The sequence below is a fragment of the Gilvimarinus gilvus genome (genome assembly GCF_030518155.1).
Lineage (GTDB): Bacteria > Pseudomonadota > Gammaproteobacteria > Pseudomonadales > Cellvibrionaceae > Gilvimarinus > Gilvimarinus gilvus.
Genome location: NZ_JAULRU010000836.1, coordinates 1 through 24084, shown reverse-complemented (window position 1 = coordinate 24084; position 24084 = coordinate 1). Strand labels below are relative to the sequence as shown.

The 24084-nt window shown below is 51.9% G+C and carries 25 protein-coding genes; 18 read left to right on the top strand and 7 right to left on the bottom strand.

Annotation, left to right across the window (positions count from 1 at the left end; genetic code table 11):
• Positions 1–8 precede the first annotated feature (8 nt).
• From crcB to QWI17_RS23200, 4 genes are read right to left on the bottom strand one after another with little or no spacing between them, the layout of a single operon-like run.
• Positions 9–386 carry a fluoride efflux transporter CrcB gene (gene crcB / locus QWI17_RS23215; protein WP_302724923.1) on the bottom strand — a complete coding sequence of 126 codons (378 nt, stop codon included), beginning with the start codon at positions 384–386 and terminating at the stop codon, positions 9–11.
• A 2-nt stretch (positions 387–388) separates the two neighbouring features.
• Positions 389–1729: a replication-associated recombination protein A gene (locus QWI17_RS23210; RefSeq protein ID WP_302724922.1), complete on the bottom strand. Its 1341-nt coding sequence runs from the start codon at positions 1727–1729 to the stop codon at positions 389–391.
• Position 1730: 1 nt separating this feature from the next.
• Positions 1731–2345, bottom strand: coding sequence for an outer membrane lipoprotein periplasmic chaperone LolA (gene lolA / locus QWI17_RS23205; RefSeq protein ID WP_302724921.1), 615 nt, complete (start codon positions 2343–2345; stop codon positions 1731–1733).
• An 8-nt stretch (positions 2346–2353) separates the two neighbouring features.
• Positions 2354–4693 (bottom strand): DNA translocase FtsK, encoded by a 2340-nt coding sequence (locus QWI17_RS23200; protein ID WP_302724920.1) that lies wholly within the window; start codon positions 4691–4693, stop codon positions 2354–2356.
• A 329-nt stretch (positions 4694–5022) separates the two neighbouring features.
• Between QWI17_RS23200 and trxB the strand changes: the two genes are divergently transcribed.
• The 5 genes from trxB (at position 5023) to QWI17_RS23175 (ending at position 8462) form a co-directional block, all read left to right on the top strand.
• Entirely contained in the window at positions 5023–5958 is a 936-nt protein-coding gene (gene trxB, locus QWI17_RS23195) for a thioredoxin-disulfide reductase (RefSeq protein WP_302724919.1), read from the top strand.
• A 74-nt stretch (positions 5959–6032) separates the two neighbouring features.
• On the top strand, positions 6033–6740 hold the full coding sequence (gene aat / locus QWI17_RS23190; protein WP_302724918.1) for a leucyl/phenylalanyl-tRNA--protein transferase: 708 nt from the start codon (positions 6033–6035) through the stop codon (positions 6738–6740).
• Between the two features lie 91 nt (positions 6741–6831).
• Positions 6832–7539: an arginyltransferase gene (locus QWI17_RS23185; protein ID WP_302724917.1), complete on the top strand. Its 708-nt coding sequence runs from the start codon at positions 6832–6834 to the stop codon at positions 7537–7539.
• Positions 7540–7689: 150 nt separating this feature from the next.
• A complete protein-coding gene (gene infA / locus QWI17_RS23180) occupies positions 7690–7908 on the top strand; it encodes a translation initiation factor IF-1 (RefSeq protein ID WP_049722125.1) in 219 nt (72 codons plus the stop codon).
• A 155-nt stretch (positions 7909–8063) separates the two neighbouring features.
• Complete coding sequence (locus tag QWI17_RS23175; RefSeq protein ID WP_302724916.1) at positions 8064–8462, top strand: globin; 399 nt, start codon at positions 8064–8066, stop codon at positions 8460–8462.
• A 606-nt stretch (positions 8463–9068) separates the two neighbouring features.
• On the opposite strand, the gene clpA is transcribed toward QWI17_RS23175, so the two are convergent.
• Positions 9069–11351: an ATP-dependent Clp protease ATP-binding subunit ClpA gene (gene clpA, locus QWI17_RS23170; protein WP_302724915.1), complete on the bottom strand. Its 2283-nt coding sequence runs from the start codon at positions 11349–11351 to the stop codon at positions 9069–9071.
• A 56-nt stretch (positions 11352–11407) separates the two neighbouring features.
• Positions 11408–11797 (bottom strand): ATP-dependent Clp protease adapter ClpS, encoded by a 390-nt coding sequence (gene clpS / locus QWI17_RS23165; RefSeq protein ID WP_302724914.1) that lies wholly within the window; start codon positions 11795–11797, stop codon positions 11408–11410.
• A 542-nt stretch (positions 11798–12339) separates the two neighbouring features.
• Between clpS and cspD the strand changes: the two genes are divergently transcribed.
• The 10 genes from cspD (at position 12340) to QWI17_RS23115 (ending at position 20061) form a co-directional block, all read left to right on the top strand.
• On the top strand, positions 12340–12564 hold the full coding sequence (gene cspD / locus QWI17_RS23160) for a cold shock domain-containing protein CspD (RefSeq protein WP_302724913.1): 225 nt from the start codon (positions 12340–12342) through the stop codon (positions 12562–12564).
• Between the two features lie 125 nt (positions 12565–12689).
• Positions 12690–13283 carry a pseudouridine synthase gene (locus QWI17_RS23155; RefSeq protein WP_302724912.1) on the top strand — a complete coding sequence of 198 codons (594 nt, stop codon included), beginning with the start codon at positions 12690–12692 and terminating at the stop codon, positions 13281–13283.
• 33 nt (positions 13284–13316) lie between these two features.
• Positions 13317–13763 (top strand): NUDIX hydrolase, encoded by a 447-nt coding sequence (locus tag QWI17_RS23150; protein ID WP_302724911.1) that lies wholly within the window; start codon positions 13317–13319, stop codon positions 13761–13763.
• A gap of 39 nt (positions 13764–13802) precedes the next feature.
• Positions 13803–14897, top strand: coding sequence for a tRNA 2-thiouridine(34) synthase MnmA (gene mnmA / locus QWI17_RS23145; RefSeq protein ID WP_302724910.1), 1095 nt, complete (start codon positions 13803–13805; stop codon positions 14895–14897).
• A gap of 50 nt (positions 14898–14947) precedes the next feature.
• Positions 14948–15580, top strand: a complete 633-nt coding sequence (gene hflD, locus QWI17_RS23140) for a high frequency lysogenization protein HflD (protein WP_302724909.1) — start codon at positions 14948–14950, stop codon at positions 15578–15580.
• Positions 15581–15704: 124 nt separating this feature from the next.
• Positions 15705–17069, top strand: a complete 1365-nt coding sequence (purB, locus tag QWI17_RS23135; RefSeq protein WP_302724908.1) for an adenylosuccinate lyase — start codon at positions 15705–15707, stop codon at positions 17067–17069.
• 54 nt (positions 17070–17123) lie between these two features.
• Positions 17124–18275, top strand: coding sequence for a JmjC domain-containing protein (locus QWI17_RS23130; protein WP_302724907.1), 1152 nt, complete (start codon positions 17124–17126; stop codon positions 18273–18275).
• A gap of 85 nt (positions 18276–18360) precedes the next feature.
• Positions 18361–18837 carry a GNAT family N-acetyltransferase gene (locus QWI17_RS23125; RefSeq protein WP_302724906.1) on the top strand — a complete coding sequence of 159 codons (477 nt, stop codon included), beginning with the start codon at positions 18361–18363 and terminating at the stop codon, positions 18835–18837.
• Positions 18838–18871: 34 nt separating this feature from the next.
• Positions 18872–19372 (top strand): DUF7931 domain-containing protein, encoded by a 501-nt coding sequence (locus QWI17_RS23120; RefSeq protein WP_302724905.1) that lies wholly within the window; start codon positions 18872–18874, stop codon positions 19370–19372.
• Between the two features lie 281 nt (positions 19373–19653).
• Positions 19654–20061: an HU family DNA-binding protein gene (locus tag QWI17_RS23115; protein WP_302724904.1), complete on the top strand. Its 408-nt coding sequence runs from the start codon at positions 19654–19656 to the stop codon at positions 20059–20061.
• Positions 20062–20140: 79 nt separating this feature from the next.
• Here the strand turns inward: QWI17_RS23115 and QWI17_RS23110 are convergent, their stop codons facing one another.
• Positions 20141–20617, bottom strand: coding sequence for an HIT domain-containing protein (locus QWI17_RS23110; RefSeq protein WP_302724903.1), 477 nt, complete (start codon positions 20615–20617; stop codon positions 20141–20143).
• A 121-nt stretch (positions 20618–20738) separates the two neighbouring features.
• On the opposite strand from QWI17_RS23110, the gene QWI17_RS23105 reads away from it, so the two are divergent.
• From QWI17_RS23105 to QWI17_RS23095, 3 genes are read left to right on the top strand one after another with little or no spacing between them, the layout of a single operon-like run.
• Positions 20739–22472 carry a proline--tRNA ligase gene (locus tag QWI17_RS23105; RefSeq protein ID WP_302724902.1) on the top strand — a complete coding sequence of 578 codons (1734 nt, stop codon included), beginning with the start codon at positions 20739–20741 and terminating at the stop codon, positions 22470–22472.
• Positions 22450–23034, top strand: coding sequence for a lytic transglycosylase domain-containing protein (locus tag QWI17_RS23100; RefSeq protein WP_370659608.1), 585 nt, complete (start codon positions 22450–22452; stop codon positions 23032–23034). The genes QWI17_RS23105 and QWI17_RS23100 overlap by 23 nt, the downstream gene beginning before the upstream one ends.
• 35 nt (positions 23035–23069) lie before the next feature.
• Positions 23070–23897 (top strand): polysaccharide lyase, encoded by an 828-nt coding sequence (locus QWI17_RS23095; protein ID WP_302724901.1) that lies wholly within the window; start codon positions 23070–23072, stop codon positions 23895–23897.
• The last annotated feature ends 187 nt before the right edge of the window (positions 23898–24084 follow it).

The window sequence follows — 24084 nt, the reverse complement described above, 5'->3', positions numbered from 1 at the left end:
AAGGGCGGTTAAGATAACATAAAGTTGGCCAAATACCACGACCCGGCCACCACCAACAGGCAACCGAAGACATTGGCCAGAACATAAATTAGAGCGACCGAATGAAGCCCATTTTGCCAAAGCAGCAAGGCATCGAGCGAAAACGTCGAAAAAGTCGTCAAGGCGCCTAAAAAACCGCCTATCAATAAATGCCGCCAATGCGGCGAAATCATGGCCTTTTCAACAATAAACACGTAACAAAAAGCCACCAGCGCACACCCCAATAAGTTAACTACAAGGGTTCCCAAGGGAAACTTGTTACCGGTAACCGGATAGAGCTGAGCGGTAATAAAAAAACGCAGCATAGCTCCCAGAGCGCCGCCACAGGCTATAAACAGCCACTGCATGTTCATTCCTCGCTTGAATAGCGCCTCTGCCGGCTGGCCAGATCCAACGTCTGCAGGTGTTGAAGCTTATCACCAATTTTTCGCTCTAAACCGCGGCCTGTGGGCTGGTAATAGCGCCTCGATGCTATTTCTTCGGGTAGGTAAACTTCACCGGCCGCATAAGCTTCGGGCTCATCATGGGCATAGCGGTATTCGGCACCGAAGTCCATGTCTTTCATCATTGCTGTAGGCGCATTGCGCAGGTGCATAGGAACATCGTAGGCTGGGTCTGCGCGCACATCAGCCATTGCCTGCTTAAAGCCATTATACACAGCGTTACTTTTAGGGGCGCAGGCGAGGTAGGTAATCGCCTGCGCTATGGCCAGCTCACCCTCCGGGCTGCCGAGGCGCTCCTGGGTGTCCCATGCCGCCAGCGCGAGGGACAATCCGCGCGGATCGGCATTGCCAATGTCCTCACTGGCCATCCTCACAACTCTTCTGGCGATGTACAGTGCGTCGCAACCGCCATCGAGCATACGCGCCATCCAATACAGGGCGCCATCGGGAGAGGAGCCTCGCACAGATTTATGCATGGCCGATATCTGCTCGTAGAAAAGATCGCCGCCTTTATCGAAACGGCGCACATCGCCACCGAGCACTTCCGCCAATACCCCACTATCGATACGCTTCACACCCTCGGCATCTACGGCTAAATCTGCCGCGACCTGCAATAGGTTCAAGGCGCGGCGCGCATCACCGTCGGCCGCTACCGCCAGCCTCTGTAATGTCTCTTCACTGAGGCTGTATTCCCCTCCGAGGCCTTTGTCATCAACTAACGCCTGTTGCAGAACAGCCTGAATACTGTCCTCACCCAATGAGCGCAACACATACACCCGGCAGCGCGAAAGTAAGGCGTTGTTGAGCTCAAATGAGGGGTTTTCCGTCGTTGCACCAATAAAAATAAAGGTGCCATCTTCCACAAAAGGCAGAAAGGCATCCTGCTGTGATTTATTAAAACGGTGAACCTCATCGACAAAAAGAATGGTGGGGCGGCCGCGCATCTGTCGCTCTTGCTGCGCCATATGCACCGCCTGGCGGATATCTTTTACGCCAGCTAAAACCGCTGAAATGCTCTCAAAACGGGCATCTGCACGTTCGGCAAACAGACGAGCCAGTGATGTTTTACCAACTCCCGGCGGCCCCCACAAAATCATCGAGTGCAGCTGGCCTTTATCGACCGCCTCACGCAGCGGTTTACCCGGCCCAAGTATATGCTCCTGACCAATATATTGGTCGAGAGAACGCGGCCGCATACGGGCAGCCAATGGTGGCAACGGCCCTTCTTGAGCAAACAAATCAGCCATGTCAGTCGATCAATACGTCAACATCGTCAGGCACGACAAAATGAAAGCGCGACTCGTCCACAGGCACATTGGCTTGCGTGTCGGTGAAGGCGATTACGGTAGCCTGCCCTAACGCATCATTAAGACGAACCGTTTGAATTTGGCCGCCTGCAAAGCCAAGATACAGAGAATCAAACAAGGCCTGCGGTTGTCGAGGTGTAAGAGTAAAACCGTCGTCTTGCGCTGCAGCAACGTCATAGTTGGTGGACAGCTGGTCAGCATCCGCACTCAACAACAAGGCAGGCGACTTTTCTAAATCAGCGGTCACCTGGCGAACAGTTACCTGAAACAAATCCGGATCATAGAGCCAAATCGTTTCGCCGTTGGAAACAAGCTGCTGCTCGTAAGGTCGTGTCGTCAACCAGTAAAACCGCCCTGGCTTTTGCAGCACAAATTGGCCAGAGCTACTTTCGATTACCTCGCCGGCTTCATCAATCAGAGTTTGTTCAAAGTTACCGGTCAGACTGGTCAAATCTGCCAACTTATCAACCAACTCCTGCGCTGCGGTTTGTGCTTGCGCAGAACTTAGCAGCAACACACCGAAAACCACAGCTCCAACACTCTTTAAAATTATCATTAATGCTCCTAAGCTTTTGGCGCCAACACTTCACGACTGCCATTGTGACCGGCCTCAGAAATGACCCCTGCCGCCTCCATAGTTTCAATGAGCCGGGCGGCGCGGTTGTAACCGATTCGCAACTTGCGCTGCACCGAAGAAATCGAAGCCTTGCGAGAATCTATTACGAACGCCACGGCTTCATCGTAGAGCGCATCAGCCTCATCGTTGCTATTTTCATCGCCGCCCGGCAAGCCGGGGACGGGGATACTGTTGGTACTATCGTCTACCACATCTTCTAAATAATCTGGCTCGCCGCGCTTTTTCCAGTCGGACACGACATTGTGCACTTCGTGATCGTCCACAAACGCTCCGTGAACCCGCTCGGGTACGCTTGTACCCGGTGGCAAATACAGCATGTCACCGTGCCCTAATAACTGCTCTGCGCCGCCCTGATCGAGAATGGTACGCGAGTCAATTTTGCTCGATACCTGGAACGCCATACGCGTCGGTACATTCGCCTTAATTAAACCGGTAATAACATCCACCGATGGACGCTGAGTGGCAAGAATCAAATGAATACCAGCAGCCCTCGCCTTTTGGGCAATGCGGGCGATTAATTGTTCCACTTTTTTACCGACAATCATCATCATATCGGCAAACTCATCGATAACGACAACGATCGCGGGCAGAGTTTCAAGGTTTGGCGCTGTTGCGTCAGCACTACCCGCTTCGAAGTGTTCATCGGGTACAAACAGCGGATCAGCAATTGGCGCACCGGCTTTTTCCGCCTCGGTTACCTTGCGGTTAAAGCCCGCCAAATTTCGCACACCCATCGCGGCCATTAATTTGTAGCGCCGCTCCATTTCGCCCACGCACCAGCGCAGCCCATTGGCGGCATCATTCATGTCGGTAATAACGGGGGTCAACAAATGGGGGATGCCTTCGTATACCGAAAGCTCCAGCATCTTTGGGTCAACCAATATTAAACGAACATCTTTCGGTGTCGACTTATACAGTAACGACAGGAGCATGACGTTAACCCCTACCGATTTCCCCGAGCCCGTGGTACCAGCTACCAGCAAGTGCGGCATTTTGGCGAGATCTGCAATCACCGGCTCACCGGCAATATCGTGCCCTAATGCCATCGTCAGAGGAGACCGGGAGCGATCGTAACTCTCAGAGGCCAACACCTCACTTAAGCGTACGATTTCGCGGTGCTCATTGGGAATTTCGATACCCATGACTGACTTGCCGGGAATAACCTCCACCACCCGAACACTGATCACCGCAAGCGAACGGGCCAAATCTTTTGCCAGGTTGGTAATACGGCTAGCCTTTACCCCCGGCGCCGGCTTAATTTCAAACCGCGTTACTACTGGGCCCGGCTGCACCGAGGTCACCTCAATCTCAATACCAAAATCTTTGAGCTTAAGCTCCAGTAACTTGGACATTGCCTCAAGGGACTCCTTGGAAAAGGCTTTGTCGCTGTGCTTGTCGGCTGGATCGAGCAAGTTAATAGCCGGCAATTCGCCGACCGGCCCTTCACTTTTGTCAAATAGAGAGGCTTGTTTCGCTGGCGGCGCTCGTTTGGCCGGAGCCGGCTTGCGCACAGGTTCGGTGATTTTAGGCGGAACACGTTTAGCTTCTTCTTTTTTGCGTGTTTCAATGGCTACTTTACGCTCGCGTTGTTGCTTATCCGCTTCACGCTGCTCAACCCGGTGTTGACGCCAGTGCGACCACTTTTCAGTCGTAAGCCGACAGCCGTGAAGCACCCACTGCCCAATCCGGTCCATAAGCCCCAGCCAGGACAAATCAGTAAAAATCGTTAAGCCGAAAAAGAACACCGCAAACAGCAACAGCGTGCCACCGGTATGACTGAAAGCGCCCGCAACAGCGTCCGCCACGGAAAGCCCAAGATAGCCACCGTCAGAAAAAGGCAACGCCGATTCCCGCCCGCCTATGCGCAGTACCGCAAGGCCGGTACCTGCCACCATAACGAGAAGTAGACCAACGGCGCGCAATCCCACCAAAACCGGATCGAACTCGGCAGGATGCGCACGGTCACGAAAAATAAGCCAGGCGCGATAGCCCAACATCAGGGGGAAGAGGAAGGAGAGATAGCCAAACAGCGCAAAACAGACATCGGCAAACCAAGCGCCCGCGGGCCCTCCTGCATTTTTGACGTGCAGGTTTTCTCCGGTCCGCGACCATCCCGGATCGCCCGAGTCATAGGTCAGCAAAATGATTAAAATGAGCACACAGGCGCTCGCCAACCCAATCAGAGCCCCTTCACGCAATATACGTGCGGCAAACGCGTTCCCGGTGCTTGCATCATTTTTTACCTGTTTGGCGCTGCTTTTAGTCAAACGGTTCCAACTCCATTAGATCTAATTATAATTTCGAGCCTATCGACTCCAGCGGCCTATTGTAATCCATTGCCAGCACTGTGTGAGGCCCTGGCTAACAAACAGTGAAGTCTATGCCAAATTCGAGCTTAATAGAATTTACCAATCTAACAGATTGAAGACTACAATTTTGCCTGCTGAGTTTGATTGCCTTATGATTGGTGCCAATTCTGGGGCGCCGCAAGTGAGCCTCCGCCAGATTTGCCCTGCACCGCTGCGGCATAACCCGTAACCCCATGCAGGGCATGCGATTTCAAATACTTCAGACCTAATCAACAAGGACACAGCAAATGAGCGAAGCTAAGCATCACCGCTTAATAATCTTGGGCTCCGGCCCCGCTGGTTACACGGCGGCCATCTATGCGGCGCGGGCCAACTTAAAGCCCGTCGTTATTACCGGCATGCAGCAAGGCGGTCAACTTACCACCACCACCGAGGTCGAAAACTGGCCGGGAGGCGTGGCCGACCTGCAGGGGCCCGATTTGATGGTGCAAATGCAACAACACGCCGAGCGCTTCGACACCGAGGTCCTTTTCGACCACATTCACGAAACTGACCTGTCGCAACGCCCTTTTACCCTTAAAGGTACCGAGACCTACACCTGTGATGCACTTATTATCGCCACCGGTGCCTCGGCGCAGTACTTAGGCCTGCCCTCTGAAGAGGCTTTCATGGGCAAAGGTGTTAGCGCCTGTGCCACATGCGACGGCTTCTTTTATCGCGACCAGAAAGTCGCCGTCATTGGTGGCGGTAACACGGCGGTCGAAGAAGCGCTGTATCTGTCCAACATTGCCAGTGAAGTGACGTTAATCCATCGCCGCGACAGCCTGCGTTCAGAAAAAATATTGCAAGACAAACTGTTTGCCAAAGAGAATATCAAGATCTTGTGGAACCACACTTTGGACGAAGTGCTTGGCGACGACAGTGGCGTTACGGGCTTGCGCTTAAACAATCTGGATGCCGGTGAGACAACCGAGATTGATGTTGCCGGAGCCTTTATTGCCATCGGCCACAAACCAAACACCGACATTTTTGCCGGCCAACTGGACATGAAAGACGGCTACATTAAGATCAACAGTGGTCTCGACGGCAATGCCACCTGTACTAGCGTAGAAGGCGTCTATGCCGCGGGCGACGTGTCAGATCACATTTATCGTCAAGCTATCACCTCAGCGGGTTTCGGCTGCATGGCCGCCCTTGACGCCGAGAAGTTTCTCGACGACTAACGCGTCAATCAAGCATGCGATACAATTGAAGCGGACTTTGGTCCGCTTTTTATTATCCGCAACTCTAGGCTTGCATGATTCAATTACCCTGGCTCGGCCCCAACCCATCCCTTTTTCCTCCGCTTGAGGAAGCATTGAGTGATCCTGAAGGATTGCTGGCGGCGGGCGGCGACCTAACCCCGAGCCGCCTGGTCAACGCCTATACTCAGGGGATTTTTCCCTGGTATGAAGACGACCAACCGATACTGTGGTGGAGCCCTAACCCGCGCACGGTGGTCACTCCCGACGCAGTGCACGTTTCCCGCTCGTTGCGCAAACAACTGAATAAAAATGTATTTTCTGTTACCTGTGACAGCTGTTTCGAGCGCGTGATCGATGCATGTGCTGAGCCTCGCAGTGAGCAAGGGGGCACCTGGATAACCGAAGAGATGCGCTCGGCCTATATTGAGCTCCACCGATTGGGGATAGCTCACTCGGTGGAAGTCTTTTACCAAGACCAGTTAGTTGGTGGGCTTTATGGTGTCTCTCTCGGCAAGGTGTTTTTTGGCGAATCCATGTTCAGCCGAATGAGTAATGCCTCCAAAGTTGCCTTTGCTACACTTGGACACAACCTCGCATTGTGGGGCTTTGAACTGATCGACTGTCAGGTACACAGTAATCACCTAACATCGCTGGGTGCCAGCAACATGCAACGCGAAGAATTTGCCGAACGCCTGACAGAGCTGATTGGCAGCAACAGTGCTTCGAACTGGCCGCGCCACGCGCAGCTGGTTTCGGCCTAAAGGGCCGTGCAATCTGTCTGACTGGGGAAGACAAAGCGGATTAAATACTCTAGAGTAAACAAAAATAGCAGTAACGGACGTGGAGGTACGCGTGAGTGATTTATCAACATTAAAGCTCTTTGCCACAGCGCCACACCCCTGCAGCTATCTCGACGGTGAGGAAGCCACCACGGTATTTATCGACCCCGCGGCAAACATAGACAGTAGGTTATACACCGAACTGTCGCAATTAGGGTTTCGTCGCAGTGGCTCACACCTATATCGCCCCCACTGCGCTAACTGTCAAGCCTGTATATCCTGCCGAATACCCGTGCAACTGTTCCGCCCCAACCGAACCCAAAAGCGGTGTTTAAAACGCAATCAGGACTTGGTAATAACCTGGGCCGACACCATCGATACCGATGAGCACTACCAGCTGTATCAGCGCTACATAGAGTCGCGCCACCGCGATGGTGATATGTACCCGCCGACCCGCGAACAATATCAGACGTTTTTAAGCGCCGAATGGGATACGACCCAATATATTGAGTACCGCCTGGATGGCCAATTGGTGGGCGTTTCAGTTTGCGACCAACTACTCGACGGACTCTCGGCTGTCTATACGTTTTTCGAGAACGATCATGAGCGGCGAAGCCTGGGGGCTTTTGCCATTTTAAAACAGATCGAAAAGGCTCAGGAATTGGCGCTCCCCTACATTTATTTGGGGTACTGGATCAGAGATTGCCAAAAAATGAGCTATAAAACACAGTATCGGCCACTGGAGTTGCTGGTCAACAAACGCTGGGTTCGCCTGAATTAAGCGCTGAAGAATCACCAATCACGTTATTTTTACCCTATTTTGTCTACTATTTAGCCGCCTAGGCTTGGCTAATGGGGTCTTTTCAGGCACAATTCACGCCTTTTTAGACAACCCCAGCGAGAAGCTTAGCCAAGTAGAGGACTCTGCCGAATGGCGAAAGAAGACAATATCGAATTTGAAGGCGAAGTGATTGACACACTGCCAAATACCACCTTCCGCGTAAAGCTGGAAAACGGTCACGTCGTCACTGCCCATATTTCCGGCAAAATGCGCAAGAACTACATTCGTATTTTGACTGGCGATAAAGTAAAAGTGGAAATGACACCTTATGATTTGAGCAAAGGTCGCATAACCTACCGCGCTCGTTAATTGCGCGATCCGCATCCGCTTTAGTAAAAGCCCCTTGCTGAGGGGCTTTTTCGTATCTGCGGATTGACGAGGGTCAAATACAAGCTCTGCAGCCTAAGGTATATTGCCCGGCCAGTATTGAAACGGCCATTGCCTTGACCTCAGGAGCGAAAACCATGATCACACCGGATTCAGATATCGTCTTTCAAAGTTACGGCCGCTGCTGTAATCAGGACGCCTTTTTCGTTGATTTCTACGACCGTTTTATGGGGAAATCCGACGAAATTAGAAACCTATTCCGCGCCACTGACATGTCAGCTCAACGCCACCTTTTACGCAACGGCATTATGCAGCTAGTACTGCATGCCAGGGGCATGCCTGCCACTAAGCTGAAGGCGTTAGGCGAAAGCCACTCCCGCACGGGTTACAATATCGAACCACGCTGGTACTCTCTGTGGTTTGACGCGCTACTTGAAACGCTGGCGAAGTTTGACCCGCAGTTTAACAACGACATCGAACAGTCCTGGCGTCGCGCGATAGAGCCAGGCATCAGCATAATTCGCGACAGCTATTGAGGCTTTTTACCTACTGATAGGAATGGGTTGTCCTAACCCATTCCTATCGTCGCCCCTACGAGCGGGCGCAATTGTCGCAAATTGCTTGCTCTTAAGTCGCTCGCATTGGCAAACATGCCAATGATGAATACCTCCTGTATTCATTTACCTACTGATAGGAATGGATCGCCCCATCCCATTCCTATCGTCGCCACTACGAGCGGGCGCAATTGTCGCAAATTGCTTGCTCTTAAGTCGCTCGCATTGGCAAACATGCCAATGATGAATACCTCCTGTATTCATTTACCTACTGATAGGAATGGATCGCCCCAACCCATTCCTATCGTCGCCACGACGAGCGGGCGCAATTGTCGCAAATTGCTTGCTCTTCAGTCGCTCGCATTGGCCAAGATGCCATTGCTGAATACACCCGGTGATATTTACCCGGTGATAACAGCGGGCCGCCGCGATCGATTGTTGCTTTACCACTTGGCGCTCGCGCACTTATGATCGGCAGCGCATTGTGCATAGATGGCCCCGAATGTGGACAAAAGGTAAGTTGTACACCAGAACAAAAAAATCCCAGCCAAAGCCGGGATTTATTTCGAAGCCGCGCAGCTTGAAAAACTACGCGTGCTCTAACTCATTGGTTTCATACTCCAGCGCCAGTTCATCGCGCCCTTCTGCCACATCAACTTCGACCACGCCGCCACCGGATAAATCACCAAACAGTACCGCTTCGGCCAGCGGCTTTTTAACTTTCTCCTGGATTAAGCGTGCCATTGGTCTTGCGCCCATTTTTTCATCGTAACCGTTTACGGCTAACCATTTGCGAGCGCGCTCAGTAACTTCGAGGGTGACCTTTTTATCGTCCAGCTGACTTTGTAACTCAGTGAGAAATTTATCGACCACTGTTTCAACGACACTCATGGGCAGTGAGCCAAATTGCACGATCGCATCAAGCCGGTTGCGAAACTCCGGCGTAAACATACGCTTGAGCGCTTCCATCGCGTCGGTGGAATGATCTTGCTTGGTAAACCCAATAGACGCCCTGCTGGCTTCCTCGGCTCCCGCATTGGTTGTCATAACCAGTATTACATTGCGAAAATCCGCTTTGCGCCCATTATTGTCCGTCAAGGTACCGTGATCCATAACCTGCAGCAGCAAATTGAATACATCGGGGTGAGCTTTTTCGATTTCATCCAGCAACACCACGCAGTGCGGGTTTTTGGTCACGGCGTCGGTTAACAACCCTCCTTGATCAAAACCAACATACCCAGGTGGGGCACCAATCAAACGCGATACGGTATGGCGCTCCATGTATTCCGACATATCAAACCTAACCAACTCCACCCCTAAGCACTTCGACAGCTGCTTACTGACTTCCGTTTTACCCACGCCCGTAGGCCCGGTAAACAAGAATGAGCCTATGGGTTTGTCGCCCGTACGCAGACCTGCCCGCGCTAATTTAATAGCCGTGGCCAAAGTTTCAATAGCTTCGTTCTGACCAAACACCGTCAACTTGAGATTATCTTCCAATTTGCGCAGCTGCTCTAAATCATTCGCTGACACACTTTTGGGAGGAATACGGGCAATTTTTGCCACAACCGCCTCAACGTCGGTCACGCCAACAGTTTTCTTGCGCTTACTGGGTGGCTGCAACTGTTGGTAGGCTCCCGCTTCATCGATCACATCAATCGCTTTATCGGGCAAGAATCGATCATTGATATAGCGCTCGGCTAATTCCGCCGCAGCCTTTAACGCGGGCTCGGTAAAACGCAGCCCGTGGTGCTCTTCAAAGTGCTTTTTCAGCCCTTTGAGAATTTGATAAGTTTCATCCACTGTAGGCTCAACCACATCCACTTTTTGAAAGCGACGAGATAGCGCCCGATCTTTTTCAAAGATCCCACGGTACTCTTGATAAGTTGTCGAGCCCATACAGCGCAACTGGCCTGAGCTCAACAGAGGTTTCAGCAGATTGGACGCATCCATTACCCCGCCCGATGCCGCGCCGGCACCGATGATCGTATGTATTTCATCGATAAAAAGAATCGAATCTTTCTGTTTTTTAAGCTCTTGCAACAAGCCTTTAAAACGCTTTTCAAAATCGCCGCGGTATTTGGTGCCGGCGAGCAACGCCCCCATATCCAATGAGTACACAACACTTGATGCCAGCGCCTCTGGCACTTCGCCGTCGACAATACGTTTGGCCAGGCCTTCCGCGATTGCTGTTTTACCAACACCGGACTCCCCCACCAACAGCGGATTATTTTTGCGCCGACGCGTTAAAATTTGCGCCACTCGTTCGAGCTCATAAGCACGACCAATCAGCGGGTCAATTTTACCTGCAGAAGCCAACTCATTGAGGTTCGCCGCATAATTTTCTAACGGGCTTTGCGAGGGCTGTTCAACGCCCAACGTCTCTTCGTCGGCTTGATCCTGTGACGGCTCTTCAGAGCCGTGCTCGTGGCCAGCCACTTTTTGAATGCCATGAGTGATGTAATTCACCACATCAATACGCGCAATGCTCTGCTGCTTCAGGTAATAGACCGCCTGGCTTTCCTGCTCGCTAAAAATTGCCACTAAAACATTGGCCCCGGTAACCTCTTGCTTACCCGAGGACTGCACATGGAATACCGCGCGCTGCAGCACCCGCTGGAAACCCAAGGTTGGCTGGGTTTCGCGCTCATCGTCGTTTTCCGGGAGTAACGGCGTCGTGGAGTCGACAAACTCAATCAATTCCCGTCGAAGAACGACCAAATCAGCACCGCAGGAGCGCAAGACATTGGCCGCCGATTCATTGTCGATCAACGCCAATAGCAAGTGCTCCACGGTCATAAACTCATGCCGCTTACTGCGAGCCCCTTTAAAGGCCATGTTCAGGGTTACTTCTAGATCTTTACTTAACATCAACGGTACCTCTCTAGGGAGCCCAACACACCGGAATTTTGTCACCGGGTGACTTCTCAATCTCCGTCATCGTCCCCTTCTACTGCTTCGATTTCACACAACAATGGGTGCTCATTGTCCTTTGAGAACTGATTTACTTGCGCCGCCTTGGTTTCAGCTATATCGCGCGTAAAAATTCCGCAAACCGCCTTGCCCTGAGTATGAACCGTCAGCATCACATTAGTGGCTTGCTCACGATTCATGCCAAAAAACGATTCCAGAGTCAAAACCACAAACTCCATAGGCGTATAATCGTCGTTATGCATGATCACCTTGTACATGGAGGGCTTTTTAAGCTCTGGCGGCGCCTCTTGCACCGCCACTCCGTCATCGTGGTCATATTCGTCGTCACTACTGTGACAACGCACTTGATTTAATGTTAGTCGATAGTTTTCAAACTTTCCCATAGTCACACACAAGAACTGGATAACTTACATAATTTCGGTGAGATAACATTGTACCTCATTGCGCTGAGACTAGCAGGCTACTGAAAAACCCCATGCATGCTCAGCGTAGCCTGCAGCGTGCAGATGTTGCGTCTTGTCTCGACGGACAGGGTGGTTCCCTTTGCTAGAGGCAAGGCGCAACAGATGTGCGCTTCAGGCCACGCCCTCCGGCGCTTTCTGGCCGGCCCGCACTCGTCGTTGTCTTTTTTCGATGGGTGGGCACACACGGTCAAAAGGCCGCCTAGCTTAAGAGCCAGCCTGAAAGCCTGTGTACGCTTGGGGTTTATCAACAGCCTGCCAGCTCACTTGACAAGGCGCGGCCTGTCAGATAAAAAGTAATGTGGTGGTCATTTCTTCGCCACCAGCTTTGATCGTCGCCTTTTTGACGCTCTATCGCGATATTTCGTGATCATTTTGCGTACCTTGGGGACGAACAAACTCTAATAATAACGATCGCGCGTAAACTGACCGTTGCCGCGCCTGTAATAAGAAGGACTAAAAATATGCCTACAGGTACCGTCAAGTGGTTCAACAATGCCAAAGGTTACGGGTTTATTCTCCCTGACGAAGGCGATGAAGACCTATTTGCTCACTACTCTGCCATCGACATGGACGGTTACAAAACTCTAAAAGCTGGCCAATCTGTTAATTTTGATATTTCAAAAGGTGATAAAGGCCTGCACGCCGTTAATATCACTCTGCCCGAGCCTAGGGCTGCCAGCTCCTGATCTCATTCTCCGGTGGCCTTTGATGGGCGCACAGGCGCCAAGCGCCAAAGGTCACACGGTGCTCTTTAGTAATGCTCGCCCATGGGCTACACTGGCCCGCTTTCAGCACCGAACACTCTATATCTATGGCCAAATTAGTGCTTTTCAACAAGCCCTATGGGGTTTTGTGCCAATTTACCGACACTGAAGGCCGGCCCACGCTCGCCGACTACGTCAAACAAAAAGGCATATACGCTGCCGGACGGCTGGACCTCGACTCAGAAGGGCTGTTGCTGCTCACTGACGATGGTGCCCTCCAACAACGCATTACTCACCCACGCAATAAGCTCCCCAAAACCTATTGGGTGCAAGTGGAAGGTACTGCCGGTACTCAAGCCCTCGACCGGCTGCGCCGCGGCTTGACCTTAAAGGATGGCCCCACCCGCCCTGCCATCGTGGAGCTCATTGATCCCCCCACACTCTGGCCGCGCAACCCTCCTGTACGCGAGCGACAGCAAATACCGACGTCGTGGCTATCGATTACCATAACTGAGGGGCGCAACCGTCAGGTGCGCCGCATGACAGCCGCTGTGGATCTGCCCACTTTGCGGCTGGTACGGGCCCGCGTCGGCCAGTGGGAACTGGGGGATTTAGCCAGTGGTCAATCGCGGGAAGAGCGCATACATTTGCCACAGTCGCCGGCCGCGCAGCGCGCGCCCGGCAACCGAAAGCGCCGTTAGCACCTGCACAGTCAGGGCATTACAGGACAACTTATGGGTTTTCAACCACACGTTACCGTCGCCACCATCGTTGAACAGGATGGTCGATTCTTGTTGGTACGCGAACTAATCGATGGCATAGAACAACTTAACCAACCCGCGGGCCACCTGGAGGAAAACGAAAGCCTGGAACAGGCCGCCGCCCGGGAAACGCTGGAGGAAACCGGCTGGATTGTTGAGGCCACCGGCGTGGTCGGCATCGACCTCTACCGTGCACCTGCCAATGGTGTCACCTATGTCCGCACCACCTTCATCGCTCGCGCCAAACGTCATCTCGACGACGCCCCCTTGGATACCGGCATAATTGGCCCGATCTGGCTCACCCTGGAACAAATACGCGAGCGCACCGCACAATTGCGCAGCCCAATGGTGCTCTCGGTAATAGAGGACTATTTAGCCGGGCGGTGTTTCCCCTTGGAGGTAACGCGCGGGCAAGGTTAGAATAGCGCCCAGTAACGCTCACCAAAGAACCTACGATGTATGAATCATTGCGCTAAAAAAGTCATTGTCGGCATGTCCGGCGGTGTTGACTCGTCCGTTTCCGCCCTCCTTCTGCAGCAGCAAGGCTACGAAGTCGAAGGGCTATTTATGAAAAACTGGGAGGAAGACGACGGCACCGACTACTGCACGGCCAAGGAAGATCTGGCCGACGCGCAACAAGTTTGCGAAACCCTGGGCATTCGCCTGCACACCGCCAATTTTGCCGCTGAGTACTGGGACAACGTCTTCGAGCACTTTCTGGCGGAGTACAAAGCTGGCCGTACACCAAATCCAGACATCCTGTGCAATCGCGAAATAAAATTTAAAGTCTTCCTCGAGTACGCCCAAATGCTCGGAGCCGAAACAATTGCGACCGGCCACTATGTGCGCCGTTCAGACCGAGATAACCAGACCTACCTATTGCGCGGCTTAGACAGCAACAAAGACCAAAGTTACTTTCTCCATGCGGTGAGTGAAGCCGAGTTCGCACAAACGTTGTTTCCGATAGGAGAATTAGAAAAACCCGAGGTTCGAAAAATTGCCGAGGCCCATAATTTAATCACTCACAGCAAGAAAGACAGCACCGGTATTTGTTTTATCGGCGAGCGCCGCTTTAAAGATTTTCTCGAACAGTACTTACCCGCCCAGCCCGGCAATATTGAAGATGAAGCCGGCCACACCATTGGCACCCACAGTGGCCTGATGTACCACACCATTGGCCAGCGTCAGGGGTTGGGAATCGGCGGCGTTAAGGGCGCCAGTGACGACCCCTGGTTTGTGGTGGGTAAGGATCTTGAGCGCAATGTTCTACTTGTGGCCCAGGGCACAGAAAACCCATTGCTGTACACCAACTTTTTACACGCCACGCAACCACATTGGATCAATCAGGTGCCCGCGCATAAGACGCTGCGCTGCACCGCGAAAACCCGTTACCGGCAGGCCGACCAAGCCTGTACCGTTGCTGTAGGTGATGACAACCTAGACGTCGTTTTTGACGAGCCGCAGCGCGCCGTCACCCCGGGCCAGTCAGTGGTATTTTACAACGGCGACGTCTGCCTGGGCGGGGCGGTCATCGAATACGCCGGCAACCGTTAGGGCGCAACCCGAAATGGTTCAACAAGCACACTCGAAGTAGGATGTAACCCTTGGCACAATCAAACAAATGGCAAGACGTCACTCTGGCAGCTGCCGGCATATTGCAGGCAACCGCTCTGGTGGATCAGCTCGCCCGTACCGGGTTTATTCCCAGCGACGCCTATTCTTGTAGCATTAATAGCTTATTTCAGACCAACCCGACCGACACTCTGAGTGTATACGGTGAACTGGCAGACATGCGTCTAGGGCTAGAAACATTGCGCGACTTGCTGCGATCTAGCCGCCAGCTACAGAACGACACCGTACGCTACAGTGCCGGCATCTTGCATTTGCAGGGGCGCTTGCGTAAACGCAAAGACATGCTGCAGGTAATCTCGAGCCGAATCGGTACTGCGACGTCTCAAGCGCAGCATTTCGGGCCCACCCATGACAACGTGGTTGCCAACCTGGCCGATATCTACAGTGACACACTGAGTCGTTTTCGTTTTCGCATTCAGGTCGCCGGAGATCCAAGTTATTTGCAGCAGCAAAGAGTCGCCAACCAAGTCAGAGCTTTATTACTGGCAGCGATACGGTCAGCCATGCTTTGGCGCCAGGTGGGAGGCTCCCGACTGCAAATCCTGCTGCATCGAAAAAAGCTATTGGCAGAGACCGAGCGTCTGTTGCAGCAAATACCACTTTAACCGTGTACGGCATCATTAATGCCTGAAAAATGGTCACTAATACGGTATCATAGCGCCTTTATGATTCTGGCCGGTGTAACACCGACCACCCCTATCTCAACTTGTTAAACCTGCGAGACCGCCCATGGAACTTTCTCCTCTGAGCGCCGTTTCTCCCGTCGACGGACGTTACGGCAGCAAAACCGATTCTCTTCGCCCAATTTTCAGTGAATTTGGCTTAATCCACTGCCGGGTTGAAGTGGAAGTACGCTGGCTGCAGCAACTGAGCCAACTGACCGGTGTGGCCGAAGTGCCCGCTTTTAGCGATGCAACCAACCGCCAGCTCGACGAGATTGTAAGTAATTTTAGTGAAGCGGACGCCGAAGCCATTAAAGCCATCGAGCGTACCACCAATCACGATGTAAAAGCGGTTGAGTACTTCCTAAAGCAAAAATTTGCCGGCAACAGCGAGTTGGAAGCGGTACTGGAGTTTGTTCATTTTGCCTGTACCAGCGAAGACATTAACAACCTGTCGCACGCCCTGATGTTAAAGCGCGGCCGCAACGTTTTATTGCAAGACGCACGCGCCATTAGCGAGGCCATCGCCAAGCTGGCTCATGACTACGCCGCCGACCCGATTCTGTCCCGCACTCACGGCCAAACAGCGAGTCCCTCAACCGTGGGCAAAGAAATGGCAAACGTTGCCGCCCGCCTGCGCCGTCAAATTGGCCAAATAGAAGCGGTCGAATTGCTGGGTAAAATTAACGGCGCCGTGGGTAATTACAACGCTCATATTTCCGCTTACCCCGACGTCGACTGGCAAACCAATGCCGATACTTTTGTCACCAGCCTGGGGCTGAGCTGGAACCCTTACACCACTCAGATTGAGCCGCACGACTATATCGCCGAGCTGTTCGATGCCATCGCACGATTTAACACAATCTTGATAGATTTTGACCGCGACATCTGGGGTTATATTTCGCTCGGTTACTTCAAGCAAAAAACCATTGCTGGCGAAGTGGGTTCTTCCACCATGCCCCACAAAGTAAACCCGATTGATTTTGAAAACTCCGAAGGTAATCTCGGAATTGGCAACGCAGTATTCTCCCATCTCGCACAGAAACTGCCAATTTCTCGCTGGCAGCGCGACCTGACCGACTCTACCGTATTGCGCAACATGGGCGTAGGATTTGGTTACAGCCTAATTGCTTATGCGTCGACATTAAAAGGGATTGGCAAACTCGAGATCAACCGCGCCCGTCTGGCCGCTGATCTGGATAACAGCTGGGAAGTTTTGGCCGAACCCATCCAAACAATTATGCGCCGTTATGCGGTTGCCGAGCCTTACGAAAAGCTCAAGGCGCTTACACGCGGTCAGGCCATAACCCGGGAAGTTCTGGCCGAGTTTGTTGAGACACTGGATATTCCTGAACACGCCAAACAAACCATCCGTGAATTAACGCCTGGCAATTACATTGGCAACGCAGAATCGCAAGCTCGCGCGATTTAATCTGATCAATTTGCGGGGAGCTTTGCTTCCCGCAACCATCTCAAATTACTGCCTATGACTCCTCGTCTCACCCAGCTGGGCCCTTTATCGGTAGAAGATTTTTTACAAAATCACTGGCAAAAACAAGCTGTTTTTTTACCCGGCGCCCTTCCCGGCTTTCGCTCACCGCTAACGCCCAATGAAATAGCTGGGCTGGCACTCGAAGCCGATATCGAATCGCGTCTTGTCGTCGATACCGAGCAAGCTCCTTGGCAGTTAGAAAGTGGGCCTTTTAGTGAAACTCGTTTTGCCCAACTACCCGACAGCAACTGGAGCTTGCTGGTCAATGCGGTGGATCACTGGGTGCCCGAGCTCACCGAGTTATTACACAAATTTCGTTTCATCGCGAACTGGCGCCTCGACGACATTATGGTCAGCTACGCCCCACCCGGAGGTAGCGTTGGCCCACACTTTGACTACTACGATGTTTTCTTACTGCAAGGCGCTGGTGAGCGCCAATGGCAATTGGGGCAAATGTGCGACAGTCAGTCACCGCTGCGAGAAGGCACTGATCTCAAAATTTTGCGAGACTTTTCCCCGGCGGCCGAATATTTGGCCAAACCCGGCGACATTCTCTATATTCCGCCGGGTGTTGCACACTGGGGCAAAGCTGCAAGCGAAGACTGCGTAACCTACTCAATTGGCTTTCGCGCTCCTAGCCACGCCGATATCCTCTGTGATTTCGCGCAGGAAGTTGCGTCTAAACTCGATAACGATAAGCGCTTTAAAGACAGGATTGTTGATTCCCGTGAGCCTTCGGGTTTAATTACTAACGCCACGATCGATGAACTTAGAAAAATTATCGTTCAACATCTCGACGATCGATCTATTGCGAGTTGGTTTGGCTCCTATATGACGACCCCGAAGTACCCTCAGGAAGACGGTGATTTGCAGCCATTAAGCGACAGCGAAGTCGTGGGGCTAAAACAAACTAACCCCTGGATAGAAGTCAATGCAGCCTCGCGTTTTTGTTATAGCGAGGTGGACTCCAACGTCAAGCTTTTCGTCGACGGTCATAGCTACGCGTGTAGCCTCAACTTAGCCTCTACATTGTGCAATGGCAGACGCTGGAAGTGGCAAAAGTTGGCTGATTGTGCTCCCAATGCATGTGATCAAAATCTATTACTCGAGTTGCTTGCGACAGGTTCATTGCTCGAAACACCGTAAAACAATAAACCGTCCCATAGCTGTAGATCACCCCGCGCTAATGTTCTAAAGTATTGATTGGCTTCAGCTTAATCCGGCAAACACAATGATAGATTTGACCAGCCCGCCACTGCGCTTTGTCCAGGCACAGTGGGGGAGAGATAGCCAACAGTTATGCGATATTCGCAAGACCGTGTTCATTGACGAACAGGGAGTCAGTGAAGATGAGGAGTGGGATGGTAAAGACCAAAGCGCGCGGCACTTTTGCGTTGAATATTGTGCCAAACCGCAACCTTCCGTCATTGGCTGCGCGCGCATTGTGGACGAAACCTGGCGGGGTAACCGCGGCCTACATATCGGGCGCGTTGCCGTTATCAAAAATTGGCGCAAGCAAGGTGTGGGGCGCTACCTAATGTCCTCCATGCTGGATTGGTGCGCTGCACCGCGCAGATCTCAATGCCCGGTTTTTTTGCACTCTCAGATCGATGCCATGGCATTCTATCAGAAACTGGGCTTTGAGCCGGTCAGCGATGAATTTATGGACGCGGGTATTCCACATCGCACTATGCTACTCAATAAGTAGTAATTCAAATTTTTAAATGTCTTTAGGTATAGCCATGAGCAGAGTATCGCAATCCAGTAAGCAACTTATACTACTCGAGTCTCTGGACGATCTGGTTGAGCACAGCATTGCGGTCATTGAAAAGGCCAGGCGTCGAATTTTCTTACTCAGCGACACCCTCGACCCTCACCTGTACGATCGCGATGATATGACGACAGCACTGTCTGCATTTGCCAGACGCTCGCGCAACAGCGACTTAAGAATGCTGGTACGCGATAGCGATGACTTGGTTGAGCGGGGCCATCGACTGGCCCGACTGCATCAAAGGCTCAGCACCAAAGTAAAGCTGCGCATAATGACAATTGAGCCCGGCAACAGTCAAATGGCTTATTTATTAGCCGACAGCAACCTTTTAGTCTATAAAAATGATGACATGGTTCACCAAGGTTTTGCCAATTACGCTGCCGGCAGTGAAGTTAAACCAATTGCCGAAGAGTTCCTGCGAATTTGGGAATTTGCCAACGAAATACCCGACCTTCGCACGCTACACTTGTGAGCTTAAGCCACAGACATACACCGAGAACCGATTGTGAGTAATGGCGTCTGCGACGGGGGAACTGCGGGCAAAAAGTGTGCATTTTTGAAAATAAGCATTTTTTCTGCAGTTTCACGCACTTTTTTCTTGCTGCTTGGATTTTAATCCTTTATATATAGTGTCATTCGCTTCTGTTGTTTATCGACGCCAAGTTGTCTACGGTTGCGGATAGGTGATAGGCAAGCGGGCAAACACCTGTCAATCCACACCTTTTCAACTCACTAACCCCAAAGGAAAAAGAAATGGCCGCCAGAAAAGCTACAGCAAAAAAAGCACCCGCCAAGAAAGCCGCTGCCAAGAAACCAGCAGCCAAAGCCGCTCCGGTTAAAAAAGTGACCGCCGTTCGCGAACGCTATAACAAAACCCAAATTCTGAACCAAATTGCTGAAAATACCGAACTGAGCAAGAAGCAAGTTCAAGCCGTATTGGACGAGCTATCAGATGTCATTGAAGGTCATATCAAAAAACGTGCCTGTGGTGAATTTGTGTTGCCAGGCCTGTTAAAAATTCAGACCGTTAAGAAGCCTGCAACAAAAGCTCGTAAAGGCATCAACCCCTTCACAGGCGAAGAAACCATGTTCAAAGCCAAGCCCGCCACTACTCAGGTAAAAGTGCGCCCGCTGAAGAAGCTGAAAGAAATGGCACTGTAAACAGCCCCCTGTTTTGCATTAAAAAATGCCCGCTGTTGCGGGCTTTTTTGTGGCCTTTCCAGGCTCAATAAGGTGCTACTTAGCAATCAATAGTCGGCTTGGGTGAATTGCCGATGGTAAAATCATCTCCTTCACCTAAAGCCGTAAATCCTTCACCCGCCAGAGCGTTGGTTATTTTTCCAACAATCTCTTCAAGCCGTTCAGGCGTATACTCTTTCGGCGGCACCTTGCCCCAAATTGGGCCGGGCCAAGCGGGATCAGTCTCATAGCGCGCCACATGGTGAACATGCAGCTGCGACACTATATTGCCCAAAGTCGCTATATTCATCTTATCCGCGTCAAAAATATTGTGCATTACCTCAGCCAAACGGCTGGATTCACGGATTAGCTGAACCTGTTCCTCGTCGGATAGGTGGTAGAGCTCATAAGTATTGCCCCGTTCCGGCACCAAGATGCACCAGGGATAATTAGCATCGCGCGCCAGAAGCAGCAGCGACAGATCAAAACGCCCAATAACAAAGCTGTCATTGCGTAAGCGCGAATCCAGTGAAAACATAAGTAACTCCTTTAAACACTTTGCTCTATTGGTCTGTACCCAGACTGTGAAGCTGCGTAAAATAGCCCAACCTACAAAACCAACAAACTCACCTATCATTATAGTAAGCCAGAACCCTATTATGCGATCTAGCCGTTATTTAATTGCCACATTGAAAGAAACACCTGCCGACGCCGAAGTCATTAGCCATCAGCTGATGCTGCGTGCCGGTATGATTCGCAAGCTCGCCTCCGGCTTATACACCTGGCTGCCTCTGGGCCTTCGCGTTCTACGCAAGGTTGAGACCATTGTTCGCGAAGAAATGGACAAGTCAGGCGGCCAGGAGGTTTTGATGCCTGTGGTGCAGCCCGCTGAGCTCTGGCAAGATTCCGGCCGTTGGGAGCAATACGGGCCCGAATTGCTGCGAATCAGTGACCGCCACCAGCGCGATTTCTGTCTGGGGCCCACGCATGAAGAGGTGATCACGGATCTGGCTCGTAGCGAGCTTAACAGTTACAAGCGATTGCCCGCTAATTTTTACCAGATTCAGACTAAATTTCGCGACGAAATTCGTCCTCGCTTTGGGGTGATGCGCTCACGTGAGTTCATTATGAAAGACGCCTACTCTTTCCACAGCTCGGCGGATTGCTTACAGCAAACCTATGAGGTTATGCACCAAACCTATTGCAACATTTTTGATCGCATCGGGCTGGCCTACCGCCCTGTGCTCGCCGATACCGGTTCCATCGGTGGAGCATTCTCTCACGAGTTTCACGTACTGGCCGAAAGTGGTGAAGACGCCATCGCCTTTAGTAGCGGTTCCGACTACGCTGCCAACGTTGAAAAGGCCGATGCTCTCCCCCCCAGCGAAGCGCGCCCTGCGGCGACGAGTGCATGCGCAGAGGTTGCAACTCCGGGCAAGCACAGTATCGAAGAGGTAGCGCAATACCTGGAGCTTAGCGCAGCGCAAACCCTAAAAACCCTGATTGTACTGGGCGAAGCTGAGACGGAAGACTCCGGACAACCGCTGGTAGCGTTAGTCTTACGCGGCGATCACGAGCTCAATGACATAAAAGCTGAGAAACTTGAGGGCATAGCCAACCCTCTGACGTTTGCGCCAGAAGAGCGTATTAAAGCTGAACTCGGTGTGGGTGTTGGCTCCATAGGGCCGGTTGGACTGAACATCCGCGTTATCGCCGATCACAGCGCCCTAACCGTCGCCAACTTTGCCTGTGGCGCCAATAAAGATGGCTATCACTTGACTGGCGTAAACTGGGAGCGGGAACTAGAGCCAACTGAAGCGGCCGATATTCGCAATATTGTACCGGGCGACCCTAGCCCCTGTGGTCAGGGCACACTCGAGATTAAACGCGGCATCGAAGTGGGGCATATCTTTCAGCTAGGCACTAAGTACTCCGAAGCTATGGGCGCTAAAGTACTCGATGAGAATGGCAAAGACCTGCCAATGATGATGGGCTGCTACGGTATTGGCGTTACCCGGGTTGTCGCTGCGGCCATCGAGCAAAACTACGACGAGAACGGCATAATCTGGCCCGACAACATCGCCCCATTCCACGTTGCCATTGTGCCTATTAATATGCATAAGTCTGAGCAAGTGGCTGAAGCTTGCGAAGCACTTTATCAACAGCTGAGTGAAGCGGGCATTGATGTGTTGTTTATGGACGAAAAAAATGCTCGCCTAGGCGTGCTACTGGCCAACACCGATCTTATTGGAATTCCGCACAGGGTAGTGATTGGCGCGCGCGGCCTGGAAAACGGTATGGTCGAGTACAAAGGCCGTCGCGATGCAGACAAGCAAGAAGTACCACTACAAGATATTGGTTCAATGTTACGTGAAAAGCTGCTCACTCAGTAAATCACTGAAACTTCTCTTGCTGGGCGCATTGGTATTCGCACTCAGCAAGAGTTCTCTCGCGCAAACACCTGAAAAAATCGACGCCGAACTGGCCGAGTTACTAAAAAATCACATCGAACAAGCGGATAGCTTTATCGATCGGTTTGACGCTGAGGCCTGGCTAATGCTTATGGATGGCAGGCTAAAACGTTACGTTAAAGACAGCGATGAACGCCTGACACTGTTGCGCACCGTACATAAAGAGGCGACAGCAGCGGGCGTGAAGCCCGAACTAGTACTAGCGGTTATAGAAGTGGAAAGTCACTTTGACCGGTTTGCCCTCTCCCCTGTCGGCGCACAAGGGATGATGCAAATTATGCCGTTCTGGAAGCACGAAATTGGTCGCCCGGAAGACAACCTGATCGATCTAACCACCAACCTGCGCTACGGCTGTATTATTCTAAAACACTACATTGACCGGGCAGACGGTCACCTAGCCGAAGCACTCGCAAGATACAACGGCAGCTACGGCAGTTACCGTTATTCGGCTAAGGTAATGGACGCCTGGGATAACTGGCGTTAATCAACAGCAGAACAGGGCTTACCATGAAAAAAATAATGCGATTACTAACATCTGTAACGCTGCTCTCATCGGTTAATCTCTTAGCTGTTGCCGACACACCAATACCAGAGCACGCCGACAGCCGCGTTATAAAAGCACTGACCTTTCAGCCAAACTGGCTCGAAGAGCTTTCCCCGGCCTGGCACAGCCGTCTCGAAACCACTCGCGTCGTACCCGCGCCGGATGCCGCGCAGTTTCCCCACGCCCTGGAAGTACATTTCCCCAAAGGCGCGGTGGGCCCTGGCGAAGGTGGAGCCCAATTCCCGCTCTTGTTTCGAAAATGGCAGGGGATGAATGATCACTACGAAGATCTGACCCTCAGTTACTGCTTAAAATTTAACGAAGACTTTGATTTTGTAATGGGTGGCAAACTGCCAGGACTGATCGGCGGCGAAGATTCCTGGACGCGCTCAGGCGGCAATCAGCCCGATGGCAGCAACGGATGGACTTTGCGTTACATGTGGCGTACTGGTGGCCAGGCGGTCATTTATGCCTACCTGCCCCCCTCCCCTAATGGCCGCTATGGCAGTGCAACCTGGGGGCAGGACATTGCATTAAACCGCACTTTTATACCCGAGCAGTGGCACTGCCTTAAGCAGCGTGTTGTGATTAATGATATAGGTGAAGAAAACGGGCAACTGCAGGTTTGGTTTGATGGCGAGCAAGTGCTTAGCCTCAATAACATAACCTACCGTACCCAAGATAATAACGCCGGTAAAATTGGGGGAATGTACTTTTCAACTTTTCACGGCGGCAATACAAGAGATTGGGCACCCTCGAAAGACTCCAGTCTGCTTATCAACGGCTTTGCCTTCAGCCAATAGTACAGAGTGTTCGACGTTGTAACTGTCATAAAAAAGGCCGCCCAGGGGCGCAATGCTGTTCACTTAAGCATTTGAAGTACAGCGTGGCCTAGTAGAAAATCCGATTTCAAGCATGGAATCGGATTTTTTTATGGCTTTTCAACAAGACCTTCTCGACCTAAGTGATCTCTTTAACTTCTCCGACCTT

Coding starts and splice junctions, on each gene's coding strand:
- crcB (WP_302724923.1), bottom strand. CDS start 386: ATGCAGTGGCTGTTTATAGCCTGTGGCGGCGCTCTGGGAGCTATGCTG.
- QWI17_RS23210 (WP_302724922.1), bottom strand. CDS start 1,729: ATGGCTGATTTGTTTGCTCAAGAAGGGCCGTTGCCACCATTGGCTGCC.
- lolA (WP_302724921.1), bottom strand. CDS start 2,345: ATGATAATTTTAAAGAGTGTTGGAGCTGTGGTTTTCGGTGTGTTGCTG.
- trxB (WP_302724919.1), top strand. CDS start 5,023: ATGAGCGAAGCTAAGCATCACCGCTTAATAATCTTGGGCTCCGGCCCC.
- aat (WP_302724918.1), top strand. CDS start 6,033: ATGATTCAATTACCCTGGCTCGGCCCCAACCCATCCCTTTTTCCTCCG.
- infA (WP_049722125.1), top strand. CDS start 7,690: ATGGCGAAAGAAGACAATATCGAATTTGAAGGCGAAGTGATTGACACA.
- QWI17_RS23175 (WP_302724916.1), top strand. CDS start 8,064: ATGATCACACCGGATTCAGATATCGTCTTTCAAAGTTACGGCCGCTGC.
- clpA (WP_302724915.1), bottom strand. CDS start 11,351: ATGTTAAGTAAAGATCTAGAAGTAACCCTGAACATGGCCTTTAAAGGG.
- clpS (WP_302724914.1), bottom strand. CDS start 11,797: ATGGGAAAGTTTGAAAACTATCGACTAACATTAAATCAAGTGCGTTGT.
- cspD (WP_302724913.1), top strand. CDS start 12,340: ATGCCTACAGGTACCGTCAAGTGGTTCAACAATGCCAAAGGTTACGGG.
- QWI17_RS23155 (WP_302724912.1), top strand. CDS start 12,690: ATGGCCAAATTAGTGCTTTTCAACAAGCCCTATGGGGTTTTGTGCCAA.
- QWI17_RS23150 (WP_302724911.1), top strand. CDS start 13,317: ATGGGTTTTCAACCACACGTTACCGTCGCCACCATCGTTGAACAGGAT.
- mnmA (WP_302724910.1), top strand. CDS start 13,803: ATGAATCATTGCGCTAAAAAAGTCATTGTCGGCATGTCCGGCGGTGTT.
- purB (WP_302724908.1), top strand. CDS start 15,705: ATGGAACTTTCTCCTCTGAGCGCCGTTTCTCCCGTCGACGGACGTTAC.
- QWI17_RS23130 (WP_302724907.1), top strand. CDS start 17,124: ATGACTCCTCGTCTCACCCAGCTGGGCCCTTTATCGGTAGAAGATTTT.
- QWI17_RS23125 (WP_302724906.1), top strand. CDS start 18,361: ATGATAGATTTGACCAGCCCGCCACTGCGCTTTGTCCAGGCACAGTGG.
- QWI17_RS23120 (WP_302724905.1), top strand. CDS start 18,872: ATGAGCAGAGTATCGCAATCCAGTAAGCAACTTATACTACTCGAGTCT.
- QWI17_RS23115 (WP_302724904.1), top strand. CDS start 19,654: ATGGCCGCCAGAAAAGCTACAGCAAAAAAAGCACCCGCCAAGAAAGCC.
- QWI17_RS23110 (WP_302724903.1), bottom strand. CDS start 20,617: ATGTTTTCACTGGATTCGCGCTTACGCAATGACAGCTTTGTTATTGGG.
- QWI17_RS23105 (WP_302724902.1), top strand. CDS start 20,739: ATGCGATCTAGCCGTTATTTAATTGCCACATTGAAAGAAACACCTGCC.
- QWI17_RS23095 (WP_302724901.1), top strand. CDS start 23,070: ATGCGATTACTAACATCTGTAACGCTGCTCTCATCGGTTAATCTCTTA.